The organism is Streptomyces manipurensis (genome assembly GCF_049570255.1).
Classification (GTDB): Bacteria; Actinomycetota; Actinomycetes; order Streptomycetales; family Streptomycetaceae; genus Streptomyces; species Streptomyces manipurensis.
Map to the genome: position 1 here is coordinate 122,606 of NZ_CP186951.1, position 24,062 is coordinate 146,667.

The 24,062-nt window shown below is 73.1% G+C and carries 21 protein-coding genes; 9 read left to right on the plus strand and 12 right to left on the minus strand.

The window, feature by feature from the left end:
* Positions 1 to 55 precede the first annotated feature (55 nt).
* The 6 genes from ACPU2J_RS35940 to ACPU2J_RS35965 all read left to right on the plus strand — a co-directional run bounded on the left by ACPU2J_RS35940 (position 56) and on the right by ACPU2J_RS35965 (position 6,197).
* Positions 56 to 952, plus strand: coding sequence for a class I SAM-dependent methyltransferase (locus ACPU2J_RS35940; RefSeq protein WP_420078032.1), 897 nt, complete (start codon positions 56 to 58; stop codon positions 950 to 952).
* Between the two features lie 10 nt (positions 953 to 962).
* The gene (locus tag ACPU2J_RS35945; RefSeq protein ID WP_361601028.1) at positions 963 to 2,525 is read left to right on the plus strand and encodes a flavin-containing monooxygenase; all 1,563 of its coding nucleotides are present in this window, start codon (positions 963 to 965) and stop codon (positions 2,523 to 2,525) included.
* Between the two features lie 13 nt (positions 2,526 to 2,538).
* Complete coding sequence (locus ACPU2J_RS35950; protein WP_420078033.1) at positions 2,539 to 4,065, plus strand: FAD-binding protein; 1,527 nt, start codon at positions 2,539 to 2,541, stop codon at positions 4,063 to 4,065.
* A gap of 103 nt (positions 4,066 to 4,168) precedes the next feature.
* Positions 4,169 to 4,642, plus strand: a complete 474-nt coding sequence (locus ACPU2J_RS35955) for an SRPBCC family protein (protein ID WP_361601022.1) — start codon at positions 4,169 to 4,171, stop codon at positions 4,640 to 4,642.
* Positions 4,639 to 5,475, plus strand: a complete 837-nt coding sequence (locus tag ACPU2J_RS35960) for an alpha/beta fold hydrolase (protein ID WP_420078034.1) — start codon at positions 4,639 to 4,641, stop codon at positions 5,473 to 5,475. Before ACPU2J_RS35955 ends, ACPU2J_RS35960 begins: the two co-directional genes overlap by 4 nt.
* Positions 5,472 to 6,197, plus strand: a complete 726-nt coding sequence (locus ACPU2J_RS35965) for a 4'-phosphopantetheinyl transferase family protein (RefSeq protein ID WP_423834891.1) — start codon at positions 5,472 to 5,474, stop codon at positions 6,195 to 6,197. The genes ACPU2J_RS35960 and ACPU2J_RS35965 overlap by 4 nt, the downstream gene beginning before the upstream one ends.
* Positions 6,198 to 6,305: 108 nt before the next feature.
* Here ACPU2J_RS35965 and ACPU2J_RS35970 read toward each other — a convergent pair whose 3' ends face one another.
* From ACPU2J_RS35970 to ACPU2J_RS35985, 4 genes are all read right to left on the minus strand, one after another.
* Positions 6,306 to 7,301 carry an AraC family transcriptional regulator gene (locus ACPU2J_RS35970; protein ID WP_365141312.1) on the minus strand — a complete coding sequence of 332 codons (996 nt, stop codon included), beginning with the start codon at positions 7,299 to 7,301 and terminating at the stop codon, positions 6,306 to 6,308.
* A 111-nt stretch (positions 7,302 to 7,412) separates the two neighbouring features.
* Positions 7,413 to 7,907 carry a DUF1772 domain-containing protein gene (locus tag ACPU2J_RS35975; protein ID WP_361601010.1) on the minus strand — a complete coding sequence of 165 codons (495 nt, stop codon included), beginning with the start codon at positions 7,905 to 7,907 and terminating at the stop codon, positions 7,413 to 7,415.
* A complete protein-coding gene (locus ACPU2J_RS35980) occupies positions 7,904 to 8,539 on the minus strand; it encodes a hemerythrin domain-containing protein (RefSeq protein WP_423832396.1) in 636 nt (211 codons plus the stop codon). Before ACPU2J_RS35980 ends, ACPU2J_RS35975 begins: the two co-directional genes overlap by 4 nt.
* A 117-nt stretch (positions 8,540 to 8,656) precedes the next feature.
* Positions 8,657 to 9,484: an NAD(P)H-binding protein gene (locus tag ACPU2J_RS35985; RefSeq protein ID WP_361601004.1), complete on the minus strand. Its 828-nt coding sequence runs from the start codon at positions 9,482 to 9,484 to the stop codon at positions 8,657 to 8,659.
* A 416-nt stretch (positions 9,485 to 9,900) separates the two neighbouring features.
* Here ACPU2J_RS35985 and ACPU2J_RS35990 point away from each other — a divergent pair, with 416 nt between their 5' ends.
* Positions 9,901 to 10,899: an AMP-binding protein gene (locus ACPU2J_RS35990; protein WP_420078036.1), complete on the plus strand. Its 999-nt coding sequence runs from the start codon at positions 9,901 to 9,903 to the stop codon at positions 10,897 to 10,899.
* Positions 10,900 to 11,016: 117 nt separating this feature from the next.
* On the opposite strand, the gene ACPU2J_RS35995 is transcribed toward ACPU2J_RS35990, so the two are convergent.
* The 4 genes from ACPU2J_RS35995 to ACPU2J_RS36010 form a co-directional block, all read right to left on the minus strand.
* Complete coding sequence (locus ACPU2J_RS35995) at positions 11,017 to 11,823, minus strand: SDR family NAD(P)-dependent oxidoreductase (RefSeq protein WP_361600998.1); 807 nt, start codon at positions 11,821 to 11,823, stop codon at positions 11,017 to 11,019.
* Positions 11,824 to 11,939: 116 nt separating this feature from the next.
* Positions 11,940 to 12,182 (minus strand): hypothetical protein, encoded by a 243-nt coding sequence (locus tag ACPU2J_RS36000; RefSeq protein WP_423832397.1) that lies wholly within the window; start codon positions 12,180 to 12,182, stop codon positions 11,940 to 11,942.
* Complete coding sequence (locus ACPU2J_RS36005) at positions 12,179 to 13,753, minus strand: acyl-CoA carboxylase subunit beta (RefSeq protein WP_365081989.1); 1,575 nt, start codon at positions 13,751 to 13,753, stop codon at positions 12,179 to 12,181. Before ACPU2J_RS36005 ends, ACPU2J_RS36000 begins: the two co-directional genes overlap by 4 nt.
* Positions 13,750 to 15,312: an aminotransferase class V-fold PLP-dependent enzyme gene (locus ACPU2J_RS36010; RefSeq protein ID WP_423832398.1), complete on the minus strand. Its 1,563-nt coding sequence runs from the start codon at positions 15,310 to 15,312 to the stop codon at positions 13,750 to 13,752. Before ACPU2J_RS36010 ends, ACPU2J_RS36005 begins: the two co-directional genes overlap by 4 nt.
* A gap of 345 nt (positions 15,313 to 15,657) precedes the next feature.
* On the opposite strand from ACPU2J_RS36010, the gene ACPU2J_RS36015 reads away from it, so the two are divergent.
* Both ACPU2J_RS36015 and ACPU2J_RS36020 read left to right on the plus strand, forming a co-directional pair.
* Positions 15,658 to 15,843, plus strand: a complete 186-nt coding sequence (locus ACPU2J_RS36015) for a hypothetical protein (protein WP_423832399.1) — start codon at positions 15,658 to 15,660, stop codon at positions 15,841 to 15,843.
* A 145-nt stretch (positions 15,844 to 15,988) separates the two neighbouring features.
* A complete protein-coding gene (locus ACPU2J_RS36020) occupies positions 15,989 to 16,810 on the plus strand; it encodes an AfsR/SARP family transcriptional regulator (protein ID WP_420078039.1) in 822 nt (273 codons plus the stop codon).
* 695 nt (positions 16,811 to 17,505) lie between these two features.
* On the opposite strand, the gene ACPU2J_RS36025 is transcribed toward ACPU2J_RS36020, so the two are convergent.
* The 4 genes from ACPU2J_RS36025 to ACPU2J_RS36040 all read right to left on the minus strand — a co-directional run bounded on the left by ACPU2J_RS36025 (position 17,506) and on the right by ACPU2J_RS36040 (position 23,950).
* The gene (locus tag ACPU2J_RS36025; RefSeq protein ID WP_420078040.1) at positions 17,506 to 18,471 is read right to left on the minus strand and encodes an SRPBCC family protein; all 966 of its coding nucleotides are present in this window, start codon (positions 18,469 to 18,471) and stop codon (positions 17,506 to 17,508) included.
* A 65-nt stretch (positions 18,472 to 18,536) separates the two neighbouring features.
* On the minus strand, positions 18,537 to 19,937 hold the full coding sequence (locus ACPU2J_RS36030; RefSeq protein WP_423832400.1) for a helix-turn-helix domain-containing protein: 1,401 nt from the start codon (positions 19,935 to 19,937) through the stop codon (positions 18,537 to 18,539).
* Between the two features lie 2,156 nt (positions 19,938 to 22,093).
* Positions 22,094 to 22,798 carry a ScbR family autoregulator-binding transcription factor gene (locus ACPU2J_RS36035; protein ID WP_420078042.1) on the minus strand — a complete coding sequence of 235 codons (705 nt, stop codon included), beginning with the start codon at positions 22,796 to 22,798 and terminating at the stop codon, positions 22,094 to 22,096.
* A gap of 132 nt (positions 22,799 to 22,930) precedes the next feature.
* Positions 22,931 to 23,950, minus strand: a complete 1,020-nt coding sequence (locus ACPU2J_RS36040) for an AfsR/SARP family transcriptional regulator (RefSeq protein ID WP_420078043.1) — start codon at positions 23,948 to 23,950, stop codon at positions 22,931 to 22,933.
* Positions 23,951 to 24,062 lie beyond the last annotated feature (112 nt).

The following is a 24,062-nucleotide window of genomic DNA, read 5'->3' on the forward strand; positions in this document are numbered from 1 at the left end:
CATCGCGAATTCGGAAAACGACGGCCCGCCGGACACGCAGGAAATGAGGATCAGGATGACAACGGTCGCGCCCAAGTCGGTGGACCCCGAGGTCGATGCGATCAGGCACCACTACGAGGTCAGCAACGATTTCTACCGGCTCCTGCTGGGCCCCACGATGATGTACTCCGGCGGTTACTGGGAGGACGGCGAGGATCTGGTCGCCACCCTGGACGAGGCGCAGGAGCGCAAGCTCGACAAGTTCGCCGAGCTCGCGGGTGTGGCCGCCGGCCGGACGCGGCGGGTGCTGGACATCGGCTGCGGGTGGGGGACGATGCTCAACCGTCTGACCACCGTGCACGGTGCGGAGCAGGCGGTGGGTCTGACCCTGTCGCGTACCCAGGAGGCGTTCATCGCCGGCCTGGACAACCCGCGGATCACGACGCTGGTGCAGAGCTGGGCGGACTACAAGGTCGCCGATGACAGCGAGAAGTACGATGCGGCGTTCTGCATCAACGCGCTGGAGCACTTCGTGTCCTCCAACCTGCCGCCGAAGGAGCGCACCAAGCGCTACCGGTACTTCTTCCAGCAGGTCGCGGGCGCGCTGAACCCGGGTGCGAAGTTCGTGCTGCACACGATGACGGCCGAGGCGCTGCCGATGAACCGGGGGCTGCTGGACGACCTGAAGTTCCTGCAGCGTTCGGAGTTCGAGGGCTGCCACATCCCGCACCTGAGCGAGCTGAGTGCGGCGGCGGAGGGTCTCTTCGAGATCGACGAGATCGTCAACGAGCGCGAGTCGTTCGCGATGGCCTGCCGGGCGTGGCTGGTGCTGCTGGCGGAGCGCCGGGACGAGGCGGTGGCGATGGAGGGCGAGGAGGTCGTCTCCCGTTTCGAGCGCTACCTGGACATCTTCGCGTACACGCTCGAGGACAAGTTCTTCAACAACTTCCGCGTCACCATCACGCGCCGCTAGGGAGGCCGACGTGACGAGCATTCTCGAGCCGGCCAAGGACGGCGGGGCACGTACGGGCGCCGAGGCGCGTTCCGGTGGTCAGGGCCCGACCCGGCATCTGCGGGTCGCGGTCATCGGCACCGGGTTCTCGGGGCTGGGGACCGCCGTGCGGCTGCTGCAGTCGGGCATCGACGACTTCCTGGTGTTCGAGCGGGCCGACGAGGTCGGCGGCACCTGGCGCGACAACAGCTATCCGGGTTGTGCGTGCGACGTCATGTCCCACCTGTACTCGTTCTCCTTCGCCCGGAACCCGAACTGGAAGTCGACGTTCGCCTCGCGGGACGAGCTGTATGCGTATCTGCGGGACACCGCGGACCGTTTCGGGGTGCGTCCGCACATCCGGTTCGGGCACGAGCTGGTGGCCGCGCGCTGGGACGAGGGCGAGCGGCACTGGAGGATCGAGACCTCCCAGGGTGAGTACACCGCGCAGTTCCTGGTGACGGGTACGGGCTACCTCAGTGAGGCGGCGGTGCCGGACGTCAAGGGGCTGGCGGACTTCGAGGGGAAGGTGTTCCACTCCTCGAACTGGGATCACGATCACGATCTGGCGGGCCGGCGGGTCGCGGTGATCGGTACGGGCGCCTCGGCGATCCAGTTCGTTCCCGCGATCCAGCCGGAGGTCGGGCATCTGGACCTCTACCAGCGCACTCCCCCGTGGGTGGGTCCCAAGCCGGACAAGGTCAACAGTGCGCTGCACACGTCGCTGTTGCGGTCGCTGCCGGGTTACCAGCAGTTCCGGCGGGGCTTCAACATGTGGGGCCGGGAGATCCTGGCGTTCTTCTGGAAGCGGCCCAAGCTGGCCGAGAAGGTCCAGAAGATGGCCAGTGACCATCTGGAGAAGTCGGTCGCGGACGAGGCGCTGCGGGCGCGTCTGACGCCCGACTACCTGGTGGCGTGCAAGCGGCTGTTGTTCTCCAACACCTGGTACCCGGCGATCCAGCAGCCGAACGTGGAGATCGTCAGCGAGGGCATCGCCGAGGTGCGGGCGAAGTCGATCGTGGGTGCGGACGGGGTCGAGCGCGAGGTCGACACCATCATCCTGGGCACCGGTTTCCAGGCCACCGACCGTCCGGTGGCGCGGCGGATCTGGGGCCGTGGCGGTGTGCAGCTGCGGGAGGCGTGGAAGGACGGGATGTCCGCGCACCGCGGGACGACCGTCGCCGGGTTCCCGAACCTGTTCATGCTGCTGGGCCCGAACACCGCGCTGGGGCATTCCTCGCAGACGGTGATGATCGAGGCGCAGGTCCGCTATGTGGTGGACGCGCTGCGGCAGGCCGAGAAGCGGGGGCTGGCGAGCATCGAGGTGCGGCGTGAGGCGCAGGACGCCTACAACGACCGGCTCGACAAGCACCTGGAGGGCACGGTCTGGCTGTCGGGCGGCTGCCGCAGCTGGTACCTGGACGCCAACGGCCGCAACACCTCGGTGTTCCCGACGTACACCTGGCGCTTCCGCCGGGGCACCAAGCGCCTCGATCTGAGCGAGTACCAGCTCGCTTCCCAGGTGCGCAGCACCAAGCCGGTACCTCACCAGTAGGAGACGCAGTCAGATGAGCAACACCCACAGAACCGAGGCGGGCACTGCCGCCGAGCCGTCCCGTCGCCGGGTCCTGGGCGGGATGGCGGCCACGGCCGTCGCGGTCGTCGGCTGGAACACCGTGAGCCAGAGCTGGGCGACGGCCGCGGAGGCCGCCGGCAGCGCGAACGTCGTGCCGGTGCCGGGGCTGATCGGCACGCTGGAGACGACCCCGGGCGTGGTGGATTCGTTCGCCAACGACTTCGGGCATCTCTTCGACGGTGCTGCGAGCAAGCCGTGGGCCGTGCTGCGGCCGGGCGGTGTCGAGGACATCGTCACGATCGTCAACTACGCCCGTGCCAACGGCATCAAGGTCGCGGTGAACGGGCAGGGCGGTACCGGCCAGGACATCGAGTCGCACTCGGTGTACGGGCAGGCGCGGGTGCCGGGCGGTATCTCCATCGATGCCAAGGGCATGTCGAGGATCCTGTCGATCGGTGGCGACCACGCGGTGGTCGAGGCCGGTGTGACCTGGGGTCAGCTGACGGACGAGGCGCTGAAGTCGGGCAAGACGCCGCCGGCGTTGCCGGACTACCTGTACATCTCGGTGGGCGGGACGATCAGCATCGGTGGTATCGGCGGGACCGTGCAGAAGTACGGTCTGCTGTGCGACACGGTGCAGTCGATCGACATCGTCACCGGGGACGGCAAGCTGGTCACGGCGAGTGCGCAGGTGCGTCCGGAGCTGTTCAACGCGGCGCTGTCGGGCGGCGGGCAGGTCGGGATCATCGTGCGGGTGAAGGTGCGGCTGGTGCCGGCGCCGAAGCGTTCGGTGATCTTCAGCCTGTTCTACTCCACGGTCGAGGCGTATCTGGCGGACTCGGAGAAGGTGCTGGCCGAGGGCCGGTTCCAGGTCCATGCCGGGGAGATGATGCAGAAGCCGGACGGGTCGGGCTGGCGGTACAAGCTGGAGGTCGGTGCGACGTACAACACGACGCCGCCGGACCGGGAGAAGCTGCTGTGCGGTCTGCAGGACGTGCGGGCGGACGCGGTCATCGAGGACGTGTCCTACCGGGACTACATGTTCCGTCTGGACGCCTACGAGGCGGTGCTGAAGGAGGGCGGTCACTGGTACACGCCCAAGCCGTGGCTGAGCATGTTCCTTCCGGCGTCGAAGACCAAGCAGTTCATGAAGCTGGTGGAGCGGGAGCTGGACGCGAGTTCGCTCGGTGGCGGGTTCCTGCTCTTCTACCCGTTCTTCTCCTCGAAGATCAAGCGGCCGCTGGCGGTGATGCCGAACGAGTCGGTGGTCTACCTCTTCGACCTGCTGCGTTTCCCCAACCCGGGTGAGCCCAACATCCAGGGGATGATCGACCAGAACCGGCGGCTGTACGACATCGCGGTGGAGCTGGGTGCCAAGCGGTACCTGGTGGGTTCGATCCCGATGTCGCCGGCGGACTGGAAGAGGCACTTCGGGAACCGGTGGAGCGGGTTCGTGAACGCGAAGAAGAAGTTCGACCCCCAGAACCTCTTCACTCCCGGGCAGGGCTTCTTCGCCTGACGGCGGGGTGTGGGCGGTCGTGAAGTGCCGGCGGCGGGGGTGGGGGTCGGTCCCCCTCCCCCGCCGCTTGTCCTTTTTTCCAGTGACGAAAGGGGTTTTCCCGATGACCACGTACGACCTGATCGACGAGGCGGTGATCGACGCTCCGGCGGACGCCGTGTGGGAGGCGCTCGTCGCGGAGTTCCGCGGTGCCGGCCAGTGGTGGGTGCCGCACAACACCTTCACGGCCGTGTCCGGGGCGCCGGACACGGTGGGTGCCCGGGTGGGGGTGACGGTGCACACCAAGGGGGTGGACAAGGGCGGTCTGAAGCTGCGTTTCACCTCGCGGACGGTGGCGGTCGAGCCGGGCCGCCGGCTGGACATCGAGTACGTGGACGGGGTGTTCCGTGGTCCGTCGACGTTCCTGCTGGAGCCGTTGGAGGGGGGACGTACGCGGATCTCGATGCATTTCACGGGGCGGCCGCACGGCTGGCTGAAGGTGCTGGCGAAGGTGGCCGATCTGGGGGCGGAGCACTCCCGGGGCACTCTGGCGGCGTTCGAGTCGCTGAACCGGCAGCTGTCGGCGGTGGGGCGGTGACGACGGCCGGGGAGGTCACCCACGAGCTGAGGGTCCTGACCGACGACGGTGCGGAGCTGGCGGTGAGCGTGCTGGCTCCGCTGGCGGGCACGGCGGCGGCCGGGGACGTGGTCCTGGTGCACGGCTGGGCGCATTCGCGGCGGGCGTGGGGGACGGTCGCGGACCGGCTGATCCGGGCCGGGCACCGGGTGGTGCTCTACGACCAGCGCGGTCACGGCGCGTCCACGCTGGGGCGTGCTCCGGTGTCGGTGGAGCGGCTGGGTGCGGACCTGGCGGCGGTGCTGGGCGAGACCGGTGCGCGGGAGGCGGTGGTCGTGGGGCATTCGGGCGGCGGGTTCGCCGCGTTGTCCTACGCCTCGACGTCGCCGTCGGCGGGCCGGCTGCGGGGTCTGGTGCTGCTGGGTACGGCGGCGCACGGGCAGGACACCCCGGACGGGGAGGTGAAGATGATGGGCAGTGCGGTGTTCTCGCGGGCGTTGCGGGTGCCGTGGCTGGGGCGCCGGCTGCTGGGGTCGACGACGGGTGCCGCGGTGGATGCGGTGGTGCGGGACGTGAACCGGCAGATGTTCGCCGCGGCGGCGCCCCGGGTGCGGGCGGAGTTCTTCCGCTGTACGCGGGGCTGGGACGTGCGCGGTGCGCTGGCGTCGGTCGTGGTGCCGGCGGTGGTGCTGCACGGTGAGGCCGACAAGGTGATCGATGTCGCGTTGGCGCGGGTGATGGCCGAGGCGTTGCCGCAGGCGCGTCTGGAGACGGTGCCGGGGGCGGGTCACATGCTGCCGCTGGAGCGTCCGCTGCTGGCGGTGGGTGCGGTGGCCGAACTCGCCGCGCGATGATCGAGGAGCTTCTCCCGCCGGGCGTCGCGTCGTCGGAGGCATTCGACGACGAGGCGCCCGCTGTGCTGTTCACGGCGGAGGCGGCGTTGATGGAGGGCCGCCGGGAGCGCAGGCGGGCGCAGTTCGCGACGGCGCGGGCGTGTGCGCGGCGGGCGCTGGCGGGGCTGGGGCGGGAGCCGGTGGCGTTGCTTCCGGGGCCGGGGGGTGCGCCGCAGTGGCCGTCGGGGGTGGTGGGCAGCATCACGCACTGCGAGGGCTACCGTGCGGCGGTGGCGGCGCCGGCGGGGGTGGTGGCGGCGCTGGGCATCGACGCGGAGCCGGCCGGGCCGTTGCCGCGGGGGGTGCTGGGGCTGATCGCCTCGGCGGGTGAGCGGGCCGCTCTGGCGTCCCTGGCCGCGGCGGACGGCTCGGTGCCGTGGGAGCGGATCTTCTTCTCCGCGAAGGAGGCGGTGTACAAGGCGTGGTATCCGGCGACGGGGATCTGGCTGGGGTTCCGGGACGCGGAGGTGGTGCTGTCGCCCGCGGGGACGTTCCGGGCGGTGCTGCGTCCGCCGGTGCCGGTGCCGGTGGATCCGGTGTACGAGGGGCGGTGGCTGGCGGGCGGTGGTCTGGTGCTGACCGCGGTGGCACGGACGGTGGCGGGCCGGGCCGCGGGCCCGGCCGCGGCGGAGGCCACGGCGGGGGCCACGGCGGGGTCCGCGGCGGGGTCCGCGGCCTGGTAACGGCCGGGTCCCTGCCGTGGCCTGCGCGGCGGGCGGGTGCGGCCGTGGCCCCCGTGACGACTGCGGCCCTGTAGCGGCCGTGGCCCCGTGACGGGCGGGTGTCCGGGGTCAGGCGGGCAGGACGACGGTGCGGGGCGGGCGGGGGGCCTGGGGGGCGGTGGCGGGGGTGGTTCCGGTGCGGAATTCCTGGGGGCTGATGCCGCGGACCCGTTTGAAGGCGGTGGACAGGGCGAAGCCGGAGCTGTAGCCGACGCGGCGGGCGACGCCGGCGATGGTGGCGTCGGGTTCGCGCAGGAGGTCGGCGGCCAGGGCCAGGCGCCAGCCGGTGAGGTAGGCGACGGGGGGTTCGCCGACGACGTCGTTGAAGCGGCGGGCGAGGCAGGCGCGGGAGACGCCGACTTTGAGGGCGAGTTCCTCGATGGTCCAGCCGTGGGCGGGGTTTTCGTGCAGGAGGCGCAGTGCGGGGCCTGCGACGGCGTCGGACTGGGCGCGGTACCAGGCGGGGGCGCCGCTGGAGGGGGCGGCGAGCCAGGTGCGCAGGACGCCGATGAGGAGGAGGTCCAGGAGGCGGTCGAGGACGATTTCCTGGCCGGGTTCGTCTTTGGAGATCTCCGTGGTCAGGAGGGTGACCAGGGTGTTGTCGGCGGCTTCGGCGGGGCGGACCAGGAGGGTGGGCAGGGCGCCCAGGAGGCGGCGGCCGATTTCGCTGGGGGCCTGGTAGGTGCCGCTGAGCATGACGGCGGTGCCGGCGTCCTGGAAGGTGTCGCCCCAGGTGCGTACGCCCAGGGACATGGTGTCGGTGACGTCTTCGCCTTCGCGGGTGCTGCAGCGCTGTTCGGGGCCGACGGTGATCTGGACGGGGGTGTCGGGGGTGTCGGCGACGGTGTAGGGGTCGGGGCCGCGGACGACGGCGACGTCTCCGGGGCGGATGCGGACGGGGTCGGCGTGGTCGGGCAGGAGCCAGGCGTCGCCGTGGACCATGGTGACGACGGAGAGCGGGGCGCGGTCCTCGACGCGCAGGGACCAGGGTGGGTTGAAGACGGATTTGAGGAGGAACGCTCCGCGGGCTTTGGGGCCTTCGAGGAGGCCGGTGAGGGTGTCCATGGGGTGATCCTGTCGGACGGGCGGGGGTGGGCGCGGCGAAGCGCCCGCTCTCCCGCGGGGGACGGATGGAGAGCGGGCGCGGTTCGCGGGTGTGGGGGGGTGGGGGCGGGGTCAGGGGTGCTGGGGGCGGCCGTGGAGGGTGAGGGCGCGGCCGAGGGCGGCGAGGGCGGCGGTGCAGGCGGCGGTGCGGATGATGTTGCCGGTGGTCCAGCGGCCGGCGAAGCGGGTGCGGGCGGCGGTGGCGTCGGCTCCGGCGCGGGCGAGCTGGTTGTTGAGGGGGATGTTGACGATCGCGGTGACGGCGAGGGAGAGGCCGTAGAGGGCGAAGGCGAGCCAGCCCCAGCGTGCGGTGTCGCGGTGGCCGCCGCGTTGTGCCTGGCCGGCGGCGATGCCGGTGGCGAGGAACGCGCCGAGGAAGAGCAGTCCGAACAGGCCGTTGTCGATGGCGTCGTTGATGTTGCGCATGGCGGTGACGTAGGTGTGGTCGTCGCCGCGGCCGAGTCCGGGCATGACGGAGATGTCGAAGGCGAAGTAGAGGCCGGCCATGAGGCCGGTGCCCACGGTCGCGGCCACCAGGGTCACCGATTGTGTGGTCGTGGTGGTCACGTGAGGATTCCCTTCAGGGTGCGGGTGTAGCGGCGTTGCAGGACGGTGGCGCCCAGGAGGCGGACCGGTGGCGGGATGGTGGCGCGGACGTGGTGGAGGTCCTGGCGGGTGGCGCCGTCGAACATCCACGGTTGCAGGCGGGTCATCACGTGCATCGGTGCGCTGGCGACGACTTTGCGTTCCTCGGCGAGGTAGGCGCGTTCGCCGAGCCGGTCGAAGACGGGGAAGACGATGGTTTCCTCGTCGCGCAGGTGGTCGCGCAGGATGTCTTCGAAGGCGGCCGCGGCTTTGACGAGGCCTTCGCCGTGGTGGGTGATGGCGGTGGTGACGGCGTGCATGGCGGCGTCGAGTTCTTCGTGGTCGTCGTGGAGTTCGCGTGCCTGGGCGTCGAAGTCGCGGTCGCGGTGGCGCAGGGCGGGCCACAGGACGTCGTCCTCGCTGGTGTGGTGCCATTCGATGGTTTCGCGCAGGTGGTGCCACCACGGGGTTCCGGCGCCGTTCCAGCGGGGTGCGGCGGCGCGCAGGCGGGCTGCGTCGCGGCGCATCGCGATGTGCATCAGGGCGAATCCGTGGAAGTGCGGGGGCAGTGAGCGCAGTCCGTTTTCGCTGGAGTACGTCCTGTTCGCGGGCATGGGGTCCCTCCGGTGGCCCCGTGTACCGGGCGGCGGCCGTACCAGAGTCGCCGCCCGGTCAGGGGGTGTTGGGGTGGGTGCCGGTGTGGGTGCCGGTGGTGGGGTGTGCGGTGGTGGTCAGACGTTCCAGACGCCGGTGGCGGCGGCTTCGCGGGCGAAGTCGGCGAAGTCCTTGGGCTTGCGGCCCAGGGCTTCTTCGACGCCGTGCACGAGGTGGGCGTTGCGGCCGTCGAGGATCATGGTGAAGAGGTCGGCGAAGTCCTCGGGGAGGTTGTTCTCGCGCAGGACGGCGCGGTACTCCTCGTTGGTGACGGAGATGTACTTGATGTCGCGTCCGGTGGCCTTGGACAGTTCGGCGGCGACGTCGCTGTAGCTGAGCAGGCGGGGGCCGGAGAGTTCGTAGGTCTTGCCGATGTGCTTGTCGTCGGTGAGGGCGGCGACGACGACGTCGGCGATGTCGTCGGCGTCGACGAAGGCCTCGACGGCGTCGCCGGTGGGCAGGGCGATCTCGCCGGCCAGGACGGGCTCGAGGAAGAAGCTCTCGGAGAAGTTCTGGTTGAACCAGCTGGAGCGGACGATGGTCCAGTCGGCTCCGGAGGCCTTGAGGTTGTTCTCGCTGACCTCGGCGGCTTCCTCGCCGCGGCCGGAGAGCAGCACCAGGCGGCGGGCGCCGGCGGCGACGGCGGTCTTGGAGAATTCGGCGACCTGTTCGGCGGCGCCGGGGAAGGCGAGGTCGGGGTAGTAGGTGACGTATACGCGGTCGACGCCTTCGAGGGCGCTCTGCCAGGTGGCGGGCTCGTTCCAGTCGAAGGGGGGCTCGCCGGTGCGGGAGCCGATGCGGACCTGGCGTCCCTGGGCGGTGAGCTTCTCGGCGACGCGGCGGCCGGTCTTGCCGTTGCCGCCGATGACGAGGGTGATCTGGGTGTTCTGCGCGTTCTGAGTCATGAGTACAGTCAAGTCCAGTCTCGCGAGACGGGCCATAGCCACAAGGCTCACTTGTGTGTGCGTGCGTCTACGAGTGGTGGCTCGGAGCGCGGCGTGGAGCCGGGTGGCGTCGGCGTGAGTGCGGGAATCGTAGGCATGGGCCCGGGGGGCGGGCCAGGGCGTATGGAGCGGTCCTGGAGTGGTTGTGGACGGCTCTTCGAGCGTGTCTCGAGCGGGCGGGTGCGGGCGCCGGGTGTGCGGGGGCGGGACGCGCGGGGCGGGGTGCGGGGTGCAGGTGTGCGGGGTGGGCGGGGCGGGGTGTGCGGGGGCGGGGTGTGCGGGGGCGGGGTCGGGGTGCGGTGGGACTTGAGCGGTTCTCGTGCCGGGGGCGGGAGCATCGGCGGGACCCAGTTGGTGTCACGTCGCCGGGAGGCCGTATGAACGCCGTGCCGGATCGTCCGGAGCTCGATCAGTTGTCCGCCGACCTGGCGGGGCTGCTTTCGCGGATGGGGATCGACCCGTCCGGGGGGTGGCCGGTGCGTGGTGACCGGGTCGATGTCCGCTTCGCCGCCGCGGCCGCCCGGGGTGCGGGGCGGGTCGCGGCGAGGGACGCGGAGGGGGAGGTGACGTATCTGGAGCTGGAGTGGCTGGCGGACGACATCGCGCGGCGGTTGTCGGGGCGGGCCGGTGCGGGTGAGGCGGTCGCGGTGCGGGCGCGTCGGTCGGCCGCGGTGGCGGGTGCGGTGGTGGGGGTGCTGCGGGCGGGTGCGGCGGTGCTTCCGCTGGAGGAGGGCCACGAGGCGGGGCTGCAGGAGTTCTTGATGCGGGAGGCCGGCTGCGCGGTGGTGGTCTCCGACTGCGGGCTGCTGGCCGAGGAGATCCCGGTGGCGAAGGTGGGCCGGTTCGTGGTGGCGGTGCGGCCGGTGCCGCGGCGGGGCTGCGAGGTCCCGGAGGGCACGGCGTTCCTGGCGCTGCCGCGGGGCGGGGATCCGGGGCGGGCGCTGGGGGTGCGGCCGGTGGGTCACGCGGAGGTCCTGGGGTGGGTCGACGGCTGTGTGGGCTCCCTGGGGGCGGGCGTGGGTGATGTGTGGTCGTTCTTCCATTCGCTGAGCCTGGACGTGGGGATGCGGGAGTTGTGGGCTCCGCTGCTGTCGGGGGGCCGTGCGGTGGTGGTGGACCGGGAGACGGCCCGCGATGCGGGGGCCTTCGCGGGCCTGCTGGCGCGGGAGGGGGTGACGGTGGCCACGCAGCTGCCGTCGGCGTTCGCCCGCTGGTGCGCGGTGGGCGGTGGCGGGCGGCTGCCGGGGCTGCGGCACGTGCTGCTGTGGGGCGAGCCGGTCCGGGAGGCGCTCGCGGAGCGGTGGCGCGGTGCGGGCACGGGCGGCCGGGCGCTGGTGTGGCAGGTGTCGCAGGAGGGTTCGCTGTCGCTGGTGTGACCGCGTGACCGCCTGGCCGTGTGGCCGTGTGCGGGTCGTGCGGGTTGTGCGGGTGTGGCGAGGGTGGCCGAGGGCCCCGGACGGTGATCCGTCCGGGGCCCTCTTCGGTGTGGTGGGTCAGGAGTTGCCCAGTCCGCCGCAGACGTTGAGGGCCTGGGCGGTGATGGAGGCGGCGAGGTCGGTGGTGAGGTAGCCGACGAGGCCGGCGACTTCCTGGGGGGTGGAGTAGCGGCCGAGGGGGATCTTGGATTCGAGTTGTTCGCGGACGTAGTCCTCGGTGGTGTCCCACACCTGGGCGTAGCCGCTGCGGACGCGGGCGGCCATGGGGGTTTCGACGTAGCCGGGGCAGACGGCGTTGACGGTGGTGCCGGTGGGGGCGAGTTCTTTGCCGAGGGCTTTGGTGAAGCCGATGACGGCGTGTTTGGAGGCGGTGTAGGGGGCGCCGAGGAGGACGCCCTGTTTCCCGGCGGTGGAGGCGATGTTGATGATGCGGCCCCAGGGCTGGGTGGACAGGCCTCCGCTGGTGAGGACTTCGCGGGTGAGGAGGAAGACGCTGTTGAGGTTGGTGTCGATGACGTCGTGCCAGAGTTCGTCGGTGAGGGAGGCGGTGGCGCCGCCTCCGCTGCGGCCGGCGTTGTTGACCAGGATGCTGACGGGGTCGGTGTAGGTGGCGACGGCGGCGGCGACGAGGTCGTGCACGGCGGTGCGGTCGCGGACGTCGGCGGCGGTGCCTTCGACGGTGAGGCCTTCGGCCTGGAGGTCGGCGACGGTCTGCTTGACCTTGGTCTCGGTGCGGGCGCACAGGAACACGCGGTGGCCGCGGGCGCCCAGGTCGCGGGCTATGGCCAGTCCGATGCCGCTGGTGGCTCCGGTGACCAGGGCCACGGGCCGCTCGGGGGCCTTGTCCATCGCCTTCACCGTCATCGTCGTCCCTTCCGTCGCCCGTCGTGTGGTCCCCAGGGTGGGGCAGGCAACTCGTGGCGTGGCGGAAAGGTGATGGAGGCGGGCCCCCGGTGCGGGCGGGGTGGGGTGGGTTGGGGTCAGTGGGGGCGCCAGCTGCCGGGGCGGGGGCCCCGGGCGGGCGGGGTCCGGTCCCAGGTGGCCGGTGGTGGGGGCGGGGTGGCCGGTGGTGGGGCGGGGGCGGATTGCAGGAGGGCGGTCAGGACGGCGAGGACGGCTGCGGTCTCCTCCGCCTCCAGGCGGGGCCCGCGGATCCGGAAGGCCGCCGGCACGGGAGGTGTGGGGGGTGTGGGGGGCGTCGGGTGCGCCTGGGGGCTGCTCATACGGGCGGGTTGCCGTGCTTGCGGGACGGCAGGTCGGCGTATTTGGGGCGGAGCATGGCGAGGGCTGCCACGAGGGCCTCGCGGGTGCGGGCGGGGTCGATGACGTCGTCGACGAGGCCGCGTTCGGCCGCGTAGTAGGGGTGCATGAGTTCGGCGGTGTATTCCTTGATCTTCTGTGCGCGCATGGCGTCGGGGTCGGCGGCGGCGGCGATCTCGCGGCGGAAGACGACGTTCGCGGCGCCTTCGGCGCCCATGACGGCGATCTCGTTGGTGGGCCAGGCCAGTGCGAGGTCGGCGCCGATGGAGCGGGAGTCCATGACGATGTAGGCGCCGCCGTAGGCCTTGCGCAGGACCAGGGAGATCCGCGGGACGGTGGCGTTGCAGTAGGCGTAGAGGAGTTTGGCGCCGTGGCGGATGATGCCGCCGTGTTCCTGGTCGACGCCGGGCAGGAAGCCGGGGACGTCGACGAGGGTGACCAGGGGGATGTTGAAGGCGTCGCAGAACTGCACGAAGCGGGCGGCTTTTTCGCTGGCGTGGATGTCGAGGACGCCGGCGAGGTGGGCGGGCTGGTTGGCGACGAAGCCGGTGACGTGGCCGTCCATGCGGGCGAGTGTGCACACGACGTTGGCGGCCCAGGCGGGCTGGACCTCGAAGTGGTCGCCGTCGTCGACGATTTCCTCGATGACGTGGCGGATGTCGTAGGACTGCTGGGGGTTGGCGGGGACGATCGCGGACAGGGCGGGGGTGGGCCGGTCGGCGGGGTCGTCGGCCTGCTCGTGCGGGGGTGTCTGGCGGTTGTTGGCGGGGAGCAGGGACAGCAGGTGGCGTACGTCTTCCAGGCAGCCGGGTTCGTCCTCGTAGGCGAAGGCGGCGACTCCGGAGACGGTGGCGTGGACGTCGGCGCCGCCGAGGCCGTTGTGGGTGATCTCCTCGCCGGTGACGGCGCGGACGACGTCGGGTCCGGTGATGAACATCTGGGAGGTGTCGCGGACCATGAAGACGAAGTCGGTGAGGGCGGGTGAGTAGGCGGCGCCGCCGGCGCAGGGGCCGAGCATGACGGAGATCTGCGGGATGACGCCGGAGGCCTTGGTGTTGCGCTGGAAGATGCCGCCGTAGCCGGCGAGGGCGGAGACGCCTTCCTGGATGCGGGCGCCGGCGCCGTCGTTGAGGGAGACCAGCGGGGCTCCGGCGGCGAGGGCCATGTCCATCACCTTGTGGATCTTCTCGGCGTGGGCTTCGCCGAGGGCGCCGCCGAAGATGCGGAAGTCGTGGGCGAAGACGAACACGGTGCGGCCCTCGACGGTGCCCCAGCCGGTGACGACGCCGTCGGTGTAGGGCTTCTTGGTCTCCAGGCCGAAGCCGGTGGCGCGGTGGCGGCGCAGTGCTTCGATCTCCTGGAAGGATCCGGCGTCCAGGAGCAGGCCGATGCGTTCGCGGGCGGTGAGTTTGCCTCTGGCGTGCTGGCGTTCGGTGGCGCGTTCGTCGGGGCCGGCGATCGCGTGGGCCTTGAGGGCGGCCAGTTCCGCGGTGCGGTCCAGGGCGCGTACGGGTGGGGCGTCGCTGATGGTCATCGCTGTCCTCCTGGTGGTGGGTGGGGGGTGGTGTCGTGGTCGGCCCGGTGCAGGGTGAGGTGGCCGCGCCGTCCCGCGGTGCGGGTGCGGCGGGGGGCGGGTGCCGGGGTGCGGGGGCGGTGCCCGCCGCCGGAGGCCGTGGGGGTGGCCGGGGTGGGGGTGGCGAGGGCGGGGACCGCGGCGAGGGAGGGGGCGGTGCGGGTGCCGGGACCGGCGGAGCCGGGGTCGGCAGGGAAGGCGGGGAGGGCGGGGAGGGCGGGGAGGGCGGGGAGGGCTGCTGCGGGGGCGGGGACGCTGCGGAGCGCGGGGGTGCTGCGGAGCGCGGGGGTGGCGGTGGTGCGGGGGGTGGGGAGGGTGCGTACGGGGGCCGGGGTGGGGGTGGCGGGGCGGGCGGGTGGGGTGCGGGGGGTGGGGAGGGCGGGGGCGGTGGGTGGGGTGCGGGGGTGGGGGGTGGGGTGGGTGTGTGCGTGGAGTACCTCGGTCAGGGTGTGTGCCAGGCGGTCGATGTCGTGTGCGGTGGTGGCGGGGTGGAGGCTGGCGTGGAGGGCGGGTGCTCCGGTGCGGGAGGCCGGGTGCAGGGGGTGCTCGTGGGCGACGGTCTTGGACAGGAGCACCGCGCGGCGTGCCAGGGCGTGGCGCAGGGTGCCGGCGTCGAGGTGGTCGTGGCGGAAGGCGAGGATGCCGGCCTGGCGGGTTCCGGTGGGGAGCAGGGTGATGCCGGGGATGCGGGCGAGGGCGGCGCGCAGGCGGGGCAGGTGGTCGGTGTGGGGGTGGGTGGCGGCGGGGGTGTGGTGGGTGAGGGTGTCGGCCAGGGCGGTGACGGCGGTGGGGTGGGGTGCGGGGGGCGGGGTGCTGCCGGCGGGGGCGCCCGGTTGGGGGGTGGTGTAGGCGATTCCGGTGTCCGGGGGGCCGTTGAGGAAGCGGAAGGCGTCGGCGGTGAGGAGGTGGCAGCCGGTGGCGGCGGCGTCCAGGGGCAGCAGGCCGGCGGAGTGGGAGGCGTCGAGGGCGTAGCGGGCGCGGTGGGGGGCCAGGAGGCGGCCGATGGCGGTGACGGGGTTGACGGTTCCGCAGGCCGGTGAGAGGTGGGCGACGGAGACGAGGGCGACGTCGTCGTCGAGGTGGTGGCGCATCCAGTCCAGGTCGAGGTCGCCGTCGGGGCGCAGGGGGACGACTTCCAGGCGGCAGCGGGTGCGGTCGCGCAGGGTGTGCAGGGTGTGCAGGCGGGCGACGCTTTCGTGGGGTGTGGTCCAGATGCGGTCGCGGGGGGTGAGGGGGGTGTCGCGGACGAGGGTGTCGAAGGTGTCGTCCGCGCCGGTGGTGAGGTGGGTGTGGGTGGCGGGGACGCCCCAGAGGCGGCCGAGGTGGGTGCGGGCGCGGGTGTGCGGGTCCTCGTCTGCGGTGGGGTGGTGGGGTGTTGCGGTGCCGTGGTGGTGGTCGTGTGCGGTGGTGTGGTGGGCGGGCTCGGCTGCCGTGTGCGGTGTGGGGGCGGTGCGGGCGGTGTCGAGGCGGACCGTGGGTGGTGCGGTGCGGGCCGGTGCGGTGCGGGTGGGTGCGTCCATGGGTGGGGCCTCCCTCCGGGGGATGTCGGGGCGTGGGGTCCACGGCCGTTGGATTACCAGTGGTTGCCAATCGGCTTGGCAATACATTGCCGAGCATTTCCCGGTGTTGGCAATATCGGTGGGTGTCGGCTCAGGCGAGACTCGAGTTCCGTTCTCGTTGGCAACTCCCGGCAATGCCGTTTCGGGTTTCGTTCCGGTGGGATGCGGTGCAGGTCGGGGGTGTTGTCGCGGGTTTCTCCAGGCGTTTTCGAGTGGTTGACGAGCGGATCGCGAGCGGTCGGCGTCAGTCTTCTTGGCAGAGGACTTGCCAAGAACGAATCACAGGGTTGCCACGGAGGAGTCGTCATGAAGAACGTCGTTCGCGTTGTTGCCACTGCTGCTCTGGCCTGCGCTGCCGTGCTGGCCGCTGGGGGTGGCGCGCAGGCCGGTGAGCCCATCGACTGGCCTGTCGTGCCGCGGGCCGCGGCGGGGCCGGCCGTGGCCGACGGTGGGGCGGGCGGGGCGCAGGGAGCGCGGATCGACTGGCCGTGACCGAAGACGGCTCGAAATCCGGTAGAGGAAAGAGATGGAATACCTCCACCCCGGCTAGCGTGCGCGGCACGGGGGCATTTCCTTCGCCACCGGTGGCAGAAAATGCCGGGTGACCGGGTGAATCGACGAGTGCGGAGGGGAGACCGTGAGGATTCAGGTTCTGGGTCCGTTGAGTGCCGAGGTCAACGGGGGATCCATCGTTCCGACCGCGGGAAAGCCGAGACAGGTGCTGTCGCTGCTCTCGCTGTATCCCGGACGTGTCATACCCGTCCCCACCCTCATGGAGGAGATCTGGGGGACGCAGCCGCCGCAGAGCGCGCTGACCACGTTGCAGACCTACATCCTGCAGTTGCGGCGGCGGCTGGGCACCGCGATGGGGCCGGGCTCCCCCGGCGGTGCCAAGGAGGTGCTGGCCACCCGGCACGGCGGCTATCTGCTGCAGGTGCCCGAGGACAGTGTCGACGTGCACGACTACGAGCGTCTGGTGCGCGAGGGGCAGGCGGCTTTCGAGTCCGGTGACGACCAGGTGTGCGCGGGCCGGCTGCGGCAGGCGCTGGAGCTGTGGCGGGGGCCCGCGCTGGTCGACGTACGGGTGGGGCCGATCCTCGACATCGAGGTGATGCGGCTGGAGGAGAGCCGGCTGATGACGGTCGAGCGGCGCATCGACGCCGATCTGCGGCTGGGCCGGCACAGTGAGCTGATCGCGGAACTCACGGATCTGACCGCCCGTCATCCGCAGCACGAGGGGCTGCACTCCCAGGTGATGGTGGCTCTGTACCGTTCGGGGCGGCAGGCCACCGCGCTGGATGTGTACCGCAGGCTGCGGGCCCGTCTCATCGAGGACCTGGGGGTGGAGCCCTCGCCGCAGCTGCAGCGGCTGCATCAGGCGATGCTGGCGGTCGATCCGGCGCTGGACGTGCTCGCCGGGCCGCGGCACACCTCGACGTTCGACCTGTTCGCGGCCTGAGAGCGCTCCCGGCCGACACGGCCGGACGCCCCGGCCGCCCGCCCCCGCGCAGATGCGCGGGGTGAGGCGGCCGGGGCGTTCGCGTGTCCGGGGCGGGGTGGTGGTGGGGCGGCCTGCGTGGGGCTCCGCGGCAACGGCGCGGGGCGGGGCGGGCGTTCGCCGTCTGTGGTACGGGTGCCTGCCGGGGGCGGGGGCGGCGCGGGCGGGGCGGCGTCCGTACGGCGCACGGCCCCGGGCGCGACGCGGGCGCGGCCCGGCCCGGGAACGGGCGCTGCGGGGCGGGGCCGTGGGCCCGTCCGGCCGTCGGCTGCGGGAGGTCCCGTGCCGCCCGGGTGGTGTCTCCTGCGGGCGTGCGCGCCCGGGGCGGTCGCGGCGGGTGGGGAGCCAGGGTTGTACGGGGCCGTGGGAAGCCGGGGTTGTACGGGGCGGGCCGGGGGTGCGCGGGGGGTGAGGCCGTACGGGTTCGTCCGGGCGTGGGGTGGTGGGGGCGTGGGGCGTTGGGCGGGGCCCGTCGCGGGGTGGCGGGAGTGGTGGGGGTGGTGGGGGTGGTGACGGGGGGCTGTCGTCGGGGTCGGGCCGGATCCGGGGGTGGCGGGTGCGGTCGCGGGGCGGAGGAGGGTGTCGGCGGGCGGTGTCGGCGGGGGCCGGTGTGGTGGGGATGTGTGCCGGGCGGGTCTGGCCGGGGTGAGGGGGTGTCAGTGCAGGCGGCGTACGGCGGTGCGGGCTCGCCAGGTGGCCAGGCGCAGGGTGTCGGTGGTGGTGCGGCCGAGGCGGGTGCGCAGGTGGTGGCGGGTGCGGGCGAGTTCGGCGGTGGTGGCGGGGGTGTGCGGGTGGGTGGGGGTGGGGTGGTGGAGCAGGATCTGCTGGGCGCAGGTGACGGTGGTGCCGGTGGCGTGGGGGGTCAGGGACCATTCGCCGGTGTGTGCGGCGATGGGGGCGGGGGTGGTGAGTTCCTTGAAGACGATGCGGGTGGCGGCGGGGAAGCACAGCCGGACGGTGCGGGTGGTGGTGGGCAGGCCGTCGGGGCCGGTGGTCTCCAGGGTGGCGAGCTGGATGCCGGGGGTGTCCTCGGTGACGTCGGCGAGGTCGATGTGGGGGGTGCGGTCGGGCCAGTGCCGGATGTGGTGGAGGAAGTCGTAGACGACTTCTGCGGGGCCGTCGAGGTGGACGGTGTCGTGGAAGGAGAGCAGGAGTTCGTCGAGGTGGGGGTGGTGTTCGGCGAGCCGGGTGAGGCGGGCCAGGAGGCTGTCGGTGCCGGCGTCGGGGCCGGTTTCGGGGCCGGTTTCGGGGTGGGGTTCGGTGGGGTGTTGCTGGTGGAGGGTGAGGCGGGTGCGGCTGTCGCCGTCGGGGTGGACGGTCCAGGTGCCGGTGGTGGGTGTGCCGGGGCGGGTGGTGTCCTGGCGGGTGTGGGTGATGGTGCGGGTGCGGGGGTCCAGGGTGCGCTGGAGGCGGTGGGAGCGGATGTGTCCGCCGGGGGTGAGGTCCCAGGTGCGCAGGCGTTCGCGGGTGCCGTCGAAGTCGATGCGTTCGACGTGGACGGGGTCGGGCAGCAGCAGGGGCCAGCGTTCGGCGTCGGCGAGGAGGCGGTAGACCGTGTCGGCGGGGGCGGCGATGGACACGGTCCGCGTGCTGCTGCTGGTGCGGGTGCGCTGCGGGGGCACGGCGGGCACCTTCCCCTGGGTGTGTGGGTGGTGGCCCAGCCTGCACCAGGGGACTTGAGGCTGCCTCAACCCCCCAGGGCGGGGGCGGCGGGGGTGCGGGTGTGGCCGTTGCGGGCCGGGGCGGGGGTGGTGTGGGTGGCGGGGTCGGGGGCGGCCGGGAGGGCTGCCGGGTGGGCCGGGAGGGGTGCCGGGTGGGCCGGGTGGGGTGCCGGGTGGGCCGGGAGGGGTGCCGGGTGGGCCGGGTGGGGTGTGGGGTGGGGGTGGCCGGCTTCGGTGAGGGCGTCGGCCAGGACGCGCCAGATCTCGGCGGCGAGGTCGATGTTGGCGTCGGCGTGGGCTTGTTGGGCCAGGGTGCGCAGTCCCTGGATGCCGCTGGGGTCGCCGGCGAGGATGAGCAGCCGGTGGCGCAGGATCTCCAGGCGGACCTGGCCGCGGTAGGTCATGCGGGGCTGGTCGGCGGCGAGTTGGCCCAGGAGGGTGCGGGCGTCGTCGTAGCGGCCGGTGGCGTAGGCGAGGTCGGCTTTGAGGGCGGTGAGGTCCTGGCGCAGGGCGGGGGTGCCGGCGAAGGCGAGGGCGGCTTCGGCTTCTTCCGCGCGGTGCTGTGCCTGTGGGGGGTCGGCGGGGGTCTTTTGCAGGTGCAGGCGTCCGGCGGCCAGGCGCAGCCGGATCCACAGGGTGAGGTCTTCCTGGCTGCTGAAGCGGTCGAGGGCGTCGTCGAGGCAGGTCTGGGCTCCGTGGTGGTCGCCCTGGTGCATGCGGATGGCGGCGGCGGTCCACATGGCTTCGGCCCACAGGGCGTCGTGGCGGCCCTGGACGAGGGTGGTGAGTGCGTCGGCGTGGGTGCGGGCTTCGGCGGTGCGGCCGGCTTCGGCCTGTACGGATACCAGGGCGAGCAGGGCGGTGGCCCGGTCCTCGGTGCCGAGGTGGTCGTGGAGGGCGATGCGGTGGGCTTCGACGGCGGCGTCGAGGGCGGGGGTGATCTCGCCGACGGAGCGCAGGCAGCGGGCGAGGCGGGTGAGGCCGCGGACGCGGAGTTCGGGGACGCCGACTTCTTCGCCGAGGGCGACCAGGCGGGTGAGGTGGTCGCGTTCGAGGGTGTGGTCGCCCTGGGTGCGGGCGGCGCGGGCCAGGAGCCAGAGGGCCTGCCAGCGCAGGACGGGGCTTTCGTGGCCTTCGGCGGCCAGGGCCTGACCGAGGGCGTGGGCGGCGTCGGGTGATCCGGTGGAGGCGGCGAGGGTGAGGGCGTGGGCGAGGGAGCCGGTGGCGGGTTCGGCGAAGTCTGCGGGGGTGAGGCCGAGCCGGCCGGCGAGGTAGTCGACGGCGCGGTCGGTGGGCTGGCGGGCGCCGGATTCCAGGCGGGAGAGGTAGCCGGTGGACATGCCCTGGCCGGCCAGGGCCGTCTGGGACAGGTTCCGGGCCAGCCGGAGCTTTCTCAGGCGCTGTCCGAAGGCGGGCTGTCGCAGCATGAGGTTCCCCGGGGGTCGGCGGGCAAGGAATCTGTCGGGAGCGGGCACCGAGCGTAGGGTCGGGGGCAAGGGGCGGGCAAACCTTTGCCATGGTTTCCGGGGTGTCTCTCGTGCGTTCCTGGTGTGTTCCTCGTGCGGGGCTGAGGCGTGTCTCGTGCGGGTGTGGTGGGTTCTTCGAGTGGTTCTCGACCGTGGCGAGGCAGACTCTCCACCGTCCGTGGCCGGTGCCCGGCCGCGGGGTCCTGGCTCGTGACGTGTTCCCGGCGCCCCTTGGAGTCGACGATGAGGCCATCGGTGTGTGCATCCGGCGTGGTGAGCGCGGTGGGCGCGGCGGCGGCGGTTGCGCCGGGCAGGGCCCGGGGCGGGTGTCCGGCGGTGTGGCCGGGCGGGTTCCCGGGTGCGGTGACGGCGGCGCGGTCGGCGGTGCGGGGCGGGTGCGGGGTCGGGGTTGCGGCGGTGCTCCCGGACGACGACATCGGCTGGCCCTGACGCTCCGTCGCCCGGGGCCGGGAACCCGCGGCGTGCCCCCTGCGCCCTGTGTCCCGTGCCCTGCGGCGTGCGTCCTGCGTCCTGCGTCGGCAGTGACCGGGGCGGGGTGTGTCGGGCGGGCGAGCGCGGGCCGACGGCGGCGCGGCACTGGAGGCGCGGACGACGCCCGGGGTGCCCGGGCGGGAGCGCTGTGATCAGCCGGGGTACCGGGGCCGGGCCGCCCGGGATCGGGGGCGGGGCTGTGGCCCGGCCGCAGCATCGGGCTCCTCCCCCAGGGTGACGGTACGGCTGCTGCCCCGCTCAGCCGTGTCCCGGCGCCCGGGGCTGCCCTGCCGGAAGGCACGCGACCGCATCCGGGGGGGGTACGGGCCGAACACCACCGGCGTACGGGGAGCCGGTACTGGTCGGTCGCCCGCGGCGGCCACGGCGACTCCCCCGGCCGGGGCTCCGGCATGACCGGGCCTCAGGAAGAGCTGGTGGCCGGCGGCAGCCGCCGGCGCAGGCAGCCGGGAGCGGGTCTGTGAAAGGTGCGGGAGCCGGTCGGCGAGACAAGGGCGCGGTACGGGCGGGAGCGGGCCGGCGCGGCCGCGGGGAGCGGGGCGCGGTGACCGGCCATCGGGAGGGGAGGTGTCGGTGCGGGCGTCAGGACCGGCCGGGGACGGAAGCAGGGGGGGCTGGGGGTGTGGCAGGCCGGATCGTTCGTGAAGTACGGGCTGCACGGCCGGCAGGCACCCATCTCCGCATCCGCCGGGCCAGATCCGTCGAACACGGCAGCCCCCTCGACACTCCACCGGCCCCTCCCCCACCGGGCACGAGCCGGAGCCGCCCATGGGCGGGTGACCGGCCGACAGGCAAGGCGGGCAGGAGGCTCCGTCAGGTCCGGGGACGGGAGCAGGCCCGGCAGGGGCAGGGCGCAGTACGGGCTGGTGCGGACGGGGGCCGCAGGGCCCGGGTCGTACCGGTGGGGGGCTGCGCGCCAGGGCGTGGGGAGGCCCGGGCCGCGCGGTCGGGGAACCTGCGGCATGCCTCGTACGGATCCGTTGCGCCGGCGGGACGGGACCGGCTGCGGGCAGGCGGCCCGTTCCCGAGCGGGCGCAGGAGCCGAAAGGCGGCCGCGGGCGGGCGGCAGCGGGCGGCGGGGAGCGAGCCTGTGGCGGCCGGCCCGGCCTGGGCCGGGGCGGAGCGGGCCGGGGCGGAGCAGGGTGGGCCGGGGCGGGCCCGGAGCGGAGCGGAGCGGGCCGGGCCAGCCCGGGCGGAGCGGGGTGGCGTGCGTGCCGGGGGCTGGGTGAGTCCGGGGTGGCACGGTGGGAGTGCGTCCGGGTACGGGGGTCCGGGCAGCACGCGTGGGCACCGTGCCAGGGACGGCGGCAGGCGGCAGGCGGCAGGGGCCGGACGGCAGGCGAAGGGCCGCGGGCTGTCGGCCGTGGGCTGCCGGGCAACCCGGGTGCGGGCGGCGGCGGGGTGGCCCGGGCAAGTGGAGGGAATGCTTCGGGGCTGGTTGCCGGGCCGCCGAAGGCGGGCCGGGTCCGCAGGGGCGGCCGGGGCGGGGGTGGTGCCCCTCCCCGTGCGGCCCGGGGGCTCGTCCGGCCGGACGGGGAGGGAGTCGATGGCGGCGGCGGTGTCGGTGGCGGTGAGGGTGGTGCGGGTGTGTGGTGTGTGTCCGGGGGTTACCAGCCGATGCGTGCGGCTTCCGCCTCGATGAGTTCGGCGCCGGTGCGGTAGTGGTGTTCGCGTCCGGCGGGTACGAGGCCGGGCAGCAGCAGGGTCCACAGTGCCGCGACTTTCCTGCGCAGTTCGCCGTAGGACATGCCGGTTCCCGCCATGGTCTCGATGCCGCAGGCCGCTGCCTGGACCAGGGCCTGGGCGCTTTCCCAGGTGCGGCCGGAGGCGGGCAGTTCCCCGGCGTCGCGGGCCAGGCGCAGCAGGGTGCAGACGGCGGAGAGCCAGGCGGCGTGGAAGTCGACGACGACCGGCCGGGTGCCGGCGCAGGCGCGGGGCGGGGTGCCGGCGCCGGTGCCGCATTCCTTGGTGATGCGGAAGCTGGCGGGGATGGCCGGTTCCTCGTGGAGGTTCCAGGCGAGCCAGTGGGTGATGTCGATCAGGGCCTGCAGCGGGGAGAGTCCGTCCTCGCGCAGGGCGCGCACGGCGTCGTCCAGGAGGGCGCTGCCGCGTTGCTGGACGGCTTCGGCGAGTTCTTCCTTGGACGCGAAGTGGAAGTACAGCGCGCCTTTTGTCACTCCGGCCGCGGCGGCGATCTCGCCGAGGGTGGCGTGGGCGTATCCGTTGCGGTGGAACATTTCCGCTCCGGCCCACACCAGTCGCCTCCGGGTACGTTCGGACCTTTCCTGCACCGCGCCCTCTCCTCTCGCCACCGACTGGCTCCCCCGGATCGTCCCCCGGTTCGTCTCCCCCGGTTCGTCTCCCCGGGTTCGTCTCCTCCCGGCTGCCCGCCCGGGAGGCAACCGGGTGTTGGGCCCGGGGAGTTGGACGTGCCGTCGCGTTCTTCAGACGCGGACGAGGCGTTCGCCGCCGGGCTCGGCGTGGGTCTCGGCCGGGTTCTCGGGGCCGGCCATCAGGATGGAGCGCTGCAGGCGCCTGAGGGCCACGGAGGGTTCCAGGCCCAGTTCGCGCACGAGGGTGGCGCGCAGCCGCTGGTAGACGTCGAGTGCTTCGCCGCGGCGGCCGGAGCGGTGCAGGGCGAGCATGAACTGTCCGTGGAGGTTTTCGTGGGTGCGGTAGCGGGTGACCAGCACGGTGAGTTCGGCGAGGAGTTCGCGGTGGCGGCCCAGGCGCAGGTCGGCTTCGATGCGCTGGTCCAGGGCGCACAGCCGGGTTTCTTCCAGGCGGCGGGTTTCCATGTCGAGCTGGACGCCGCCGGGGACGTCGGCGAAGGCGGGGCCGGACCACAGGGCGAGGGCTTCGCGCAGCAGGCGGGCCGCGCCGGGGAAGTCGCCTGCGTCCATGGCGCGGTAGCCGGTCCCGGCGAGGCGGTCGAACTCGCGGACGTCGAGGGTTCCCCCGCCGCTGTTGAGGAGGTATCCGCCGGGGAGGGTGACCAGGATGTCCTTGGCCGTCCGCTGCCCCCCACCCCCGCTGCCCCCACTGCCGCTGCCGGTGTTGCCGCCGGCTCTGCGGTGGGCGGGGTGGCCGTAGCCCCCGGCAGCCGCGCGCAGGCCGTCGGTACGCATCACGTCCGTGCGGCCGGCGGCGGTGAGGGCGGTGACGCCGTCGCCCGTGAGGCCGTCGCCGTCCTCGACGGTGGGGCCGGCGGGGGTGCGGGCGGCCGCGGTCTCCAGGGCGGTCGCGATCAGTGCCCGTAACTGCAGGACGTAGGTCTGCAGGGTGGTACGGGCACTGCGCGGCGGTTCCCCCGCCCACAGCTCCTCTATCAGCGCCGACACGGGCACCACCTGGTCGGCGTGCAGCGCCAGGAGCGCCAGGACCTGCCGGGGCTTGGGGGCGGTCGGCGTGATGGAGACTCCGTTCTCCCGCACGGCCAACGCGCCCAGTACATCGATGTCCACGTTGTACTCCCCTGTCCTTGGATGAGTCGCACAGCCAGTAGAAAACAGGACCGACGGTTTGTCAATATCAAACCGGTCGCGCTGTTTTGGCGGTCGAAAGTGTCCGACAGGT

Bases quoted from the DNA above. Each gene is read 5' to 3' on its own strand.
- ACPU2J_RS35940 (WP_420078032.1), top strand. From the start codon at position 56: ATGACAACGGTCGCGCCCAAGTCGGTGGACCCCGAGGTCGATGCGATC.
- ACPU2J_RS35950 (WP_420078033.1), top strand. From the start codon at position 2,539: ATGAGCAACACCCACAGAACCGAGGCGGGCACTGCCGCCGAGCCGTCC.
- ACPU2J_RS35955 (WP_361601022.1), top strand. From the start codon at position 4,169: ATGACCACGTACGACCTGATCGACGAGGCGGTGATCGACGCTCCGGCG.
- ACPU2J_RS35965 (WP_423834891.1), top strand. From the start codon at position 5,472: ATGATCGAGGAGCTTCTCCCGCCGGGCGTCGCGTCGTCGGAGGCATTC.
- ACPU2J_RS35970 (WP_365141312.1), bottom strand. From the start codon at position 7,301: ATGGACACCCTCACCGGCCTCCTCGAAGGCCCCAAAGCCCGCGGAGCG.
- ACPU2J_RS35980 (WP_423832396.1), bottom strand. From the start codon at position 8,539: ATGCCCGCGAACAGGACGTACTCCAGCGAAAACGGACTGCGCTCACTG.
- ACPU2J_RS35985 (WP_361601004.1), bottom strand. From the start codon at position 9,484: ATGACTCAGAACGCGCAGAACACCCAGATCACCCTCGTCATCGGCGGC.
- ACPU2J_RS35990 (WP_420078036.1), top strand. From the start codon at position 9,901: ATGAACGCCGTGCCGGATCGTCCGGAGCTCGATCAGTTGTCCGCCGAC.
- ACPU2J_RS35995 (WP_361600998.1), bottom strand. From the start codon at position 11,823: ATGACGGTGAAGGCGATGGACAAGGCCCCCGAGCGGCCCGTGGCCCTG.
- ACPU2J_RS36000 (WP_423832397.1), bottom strand. From the start codon at position 12,182: ATGAGCAGCCCCCAGGCGCACCCGACGCCCCCCACACCCCCCACACCT.
- ACPU2J_RS36005 (WP_365081989.1), bottom strand. From the start codon at position 13,753: ATGACCATCAGCGACGCCCCACCCGTACGCGCCCTGGACCGCACCGCG.
- ACPU2J_RS36010 (WP_423832398.1), bottom strand. From the start codon at position 15,312: ATGGACGCACCCACCCGCACCGCACCGGCCCGCACCGCACCACCCACG.
- ACPU2J_RS36015 (WP_423832399.1), top strand. From the start codon at position 15,658: ATGAAGAACGTCGTTCGCGTTGTTGCCACTGCTGCTCTGGCCTGCGCT.
- ACPU2J_RS36030 (WP_423832400.1), bottom strand. From the start codon at position 19,937: ATGCTGCGACAGCCCGCCTTCGGACAGCGCCTGAGAAAGCTCCGGCTG.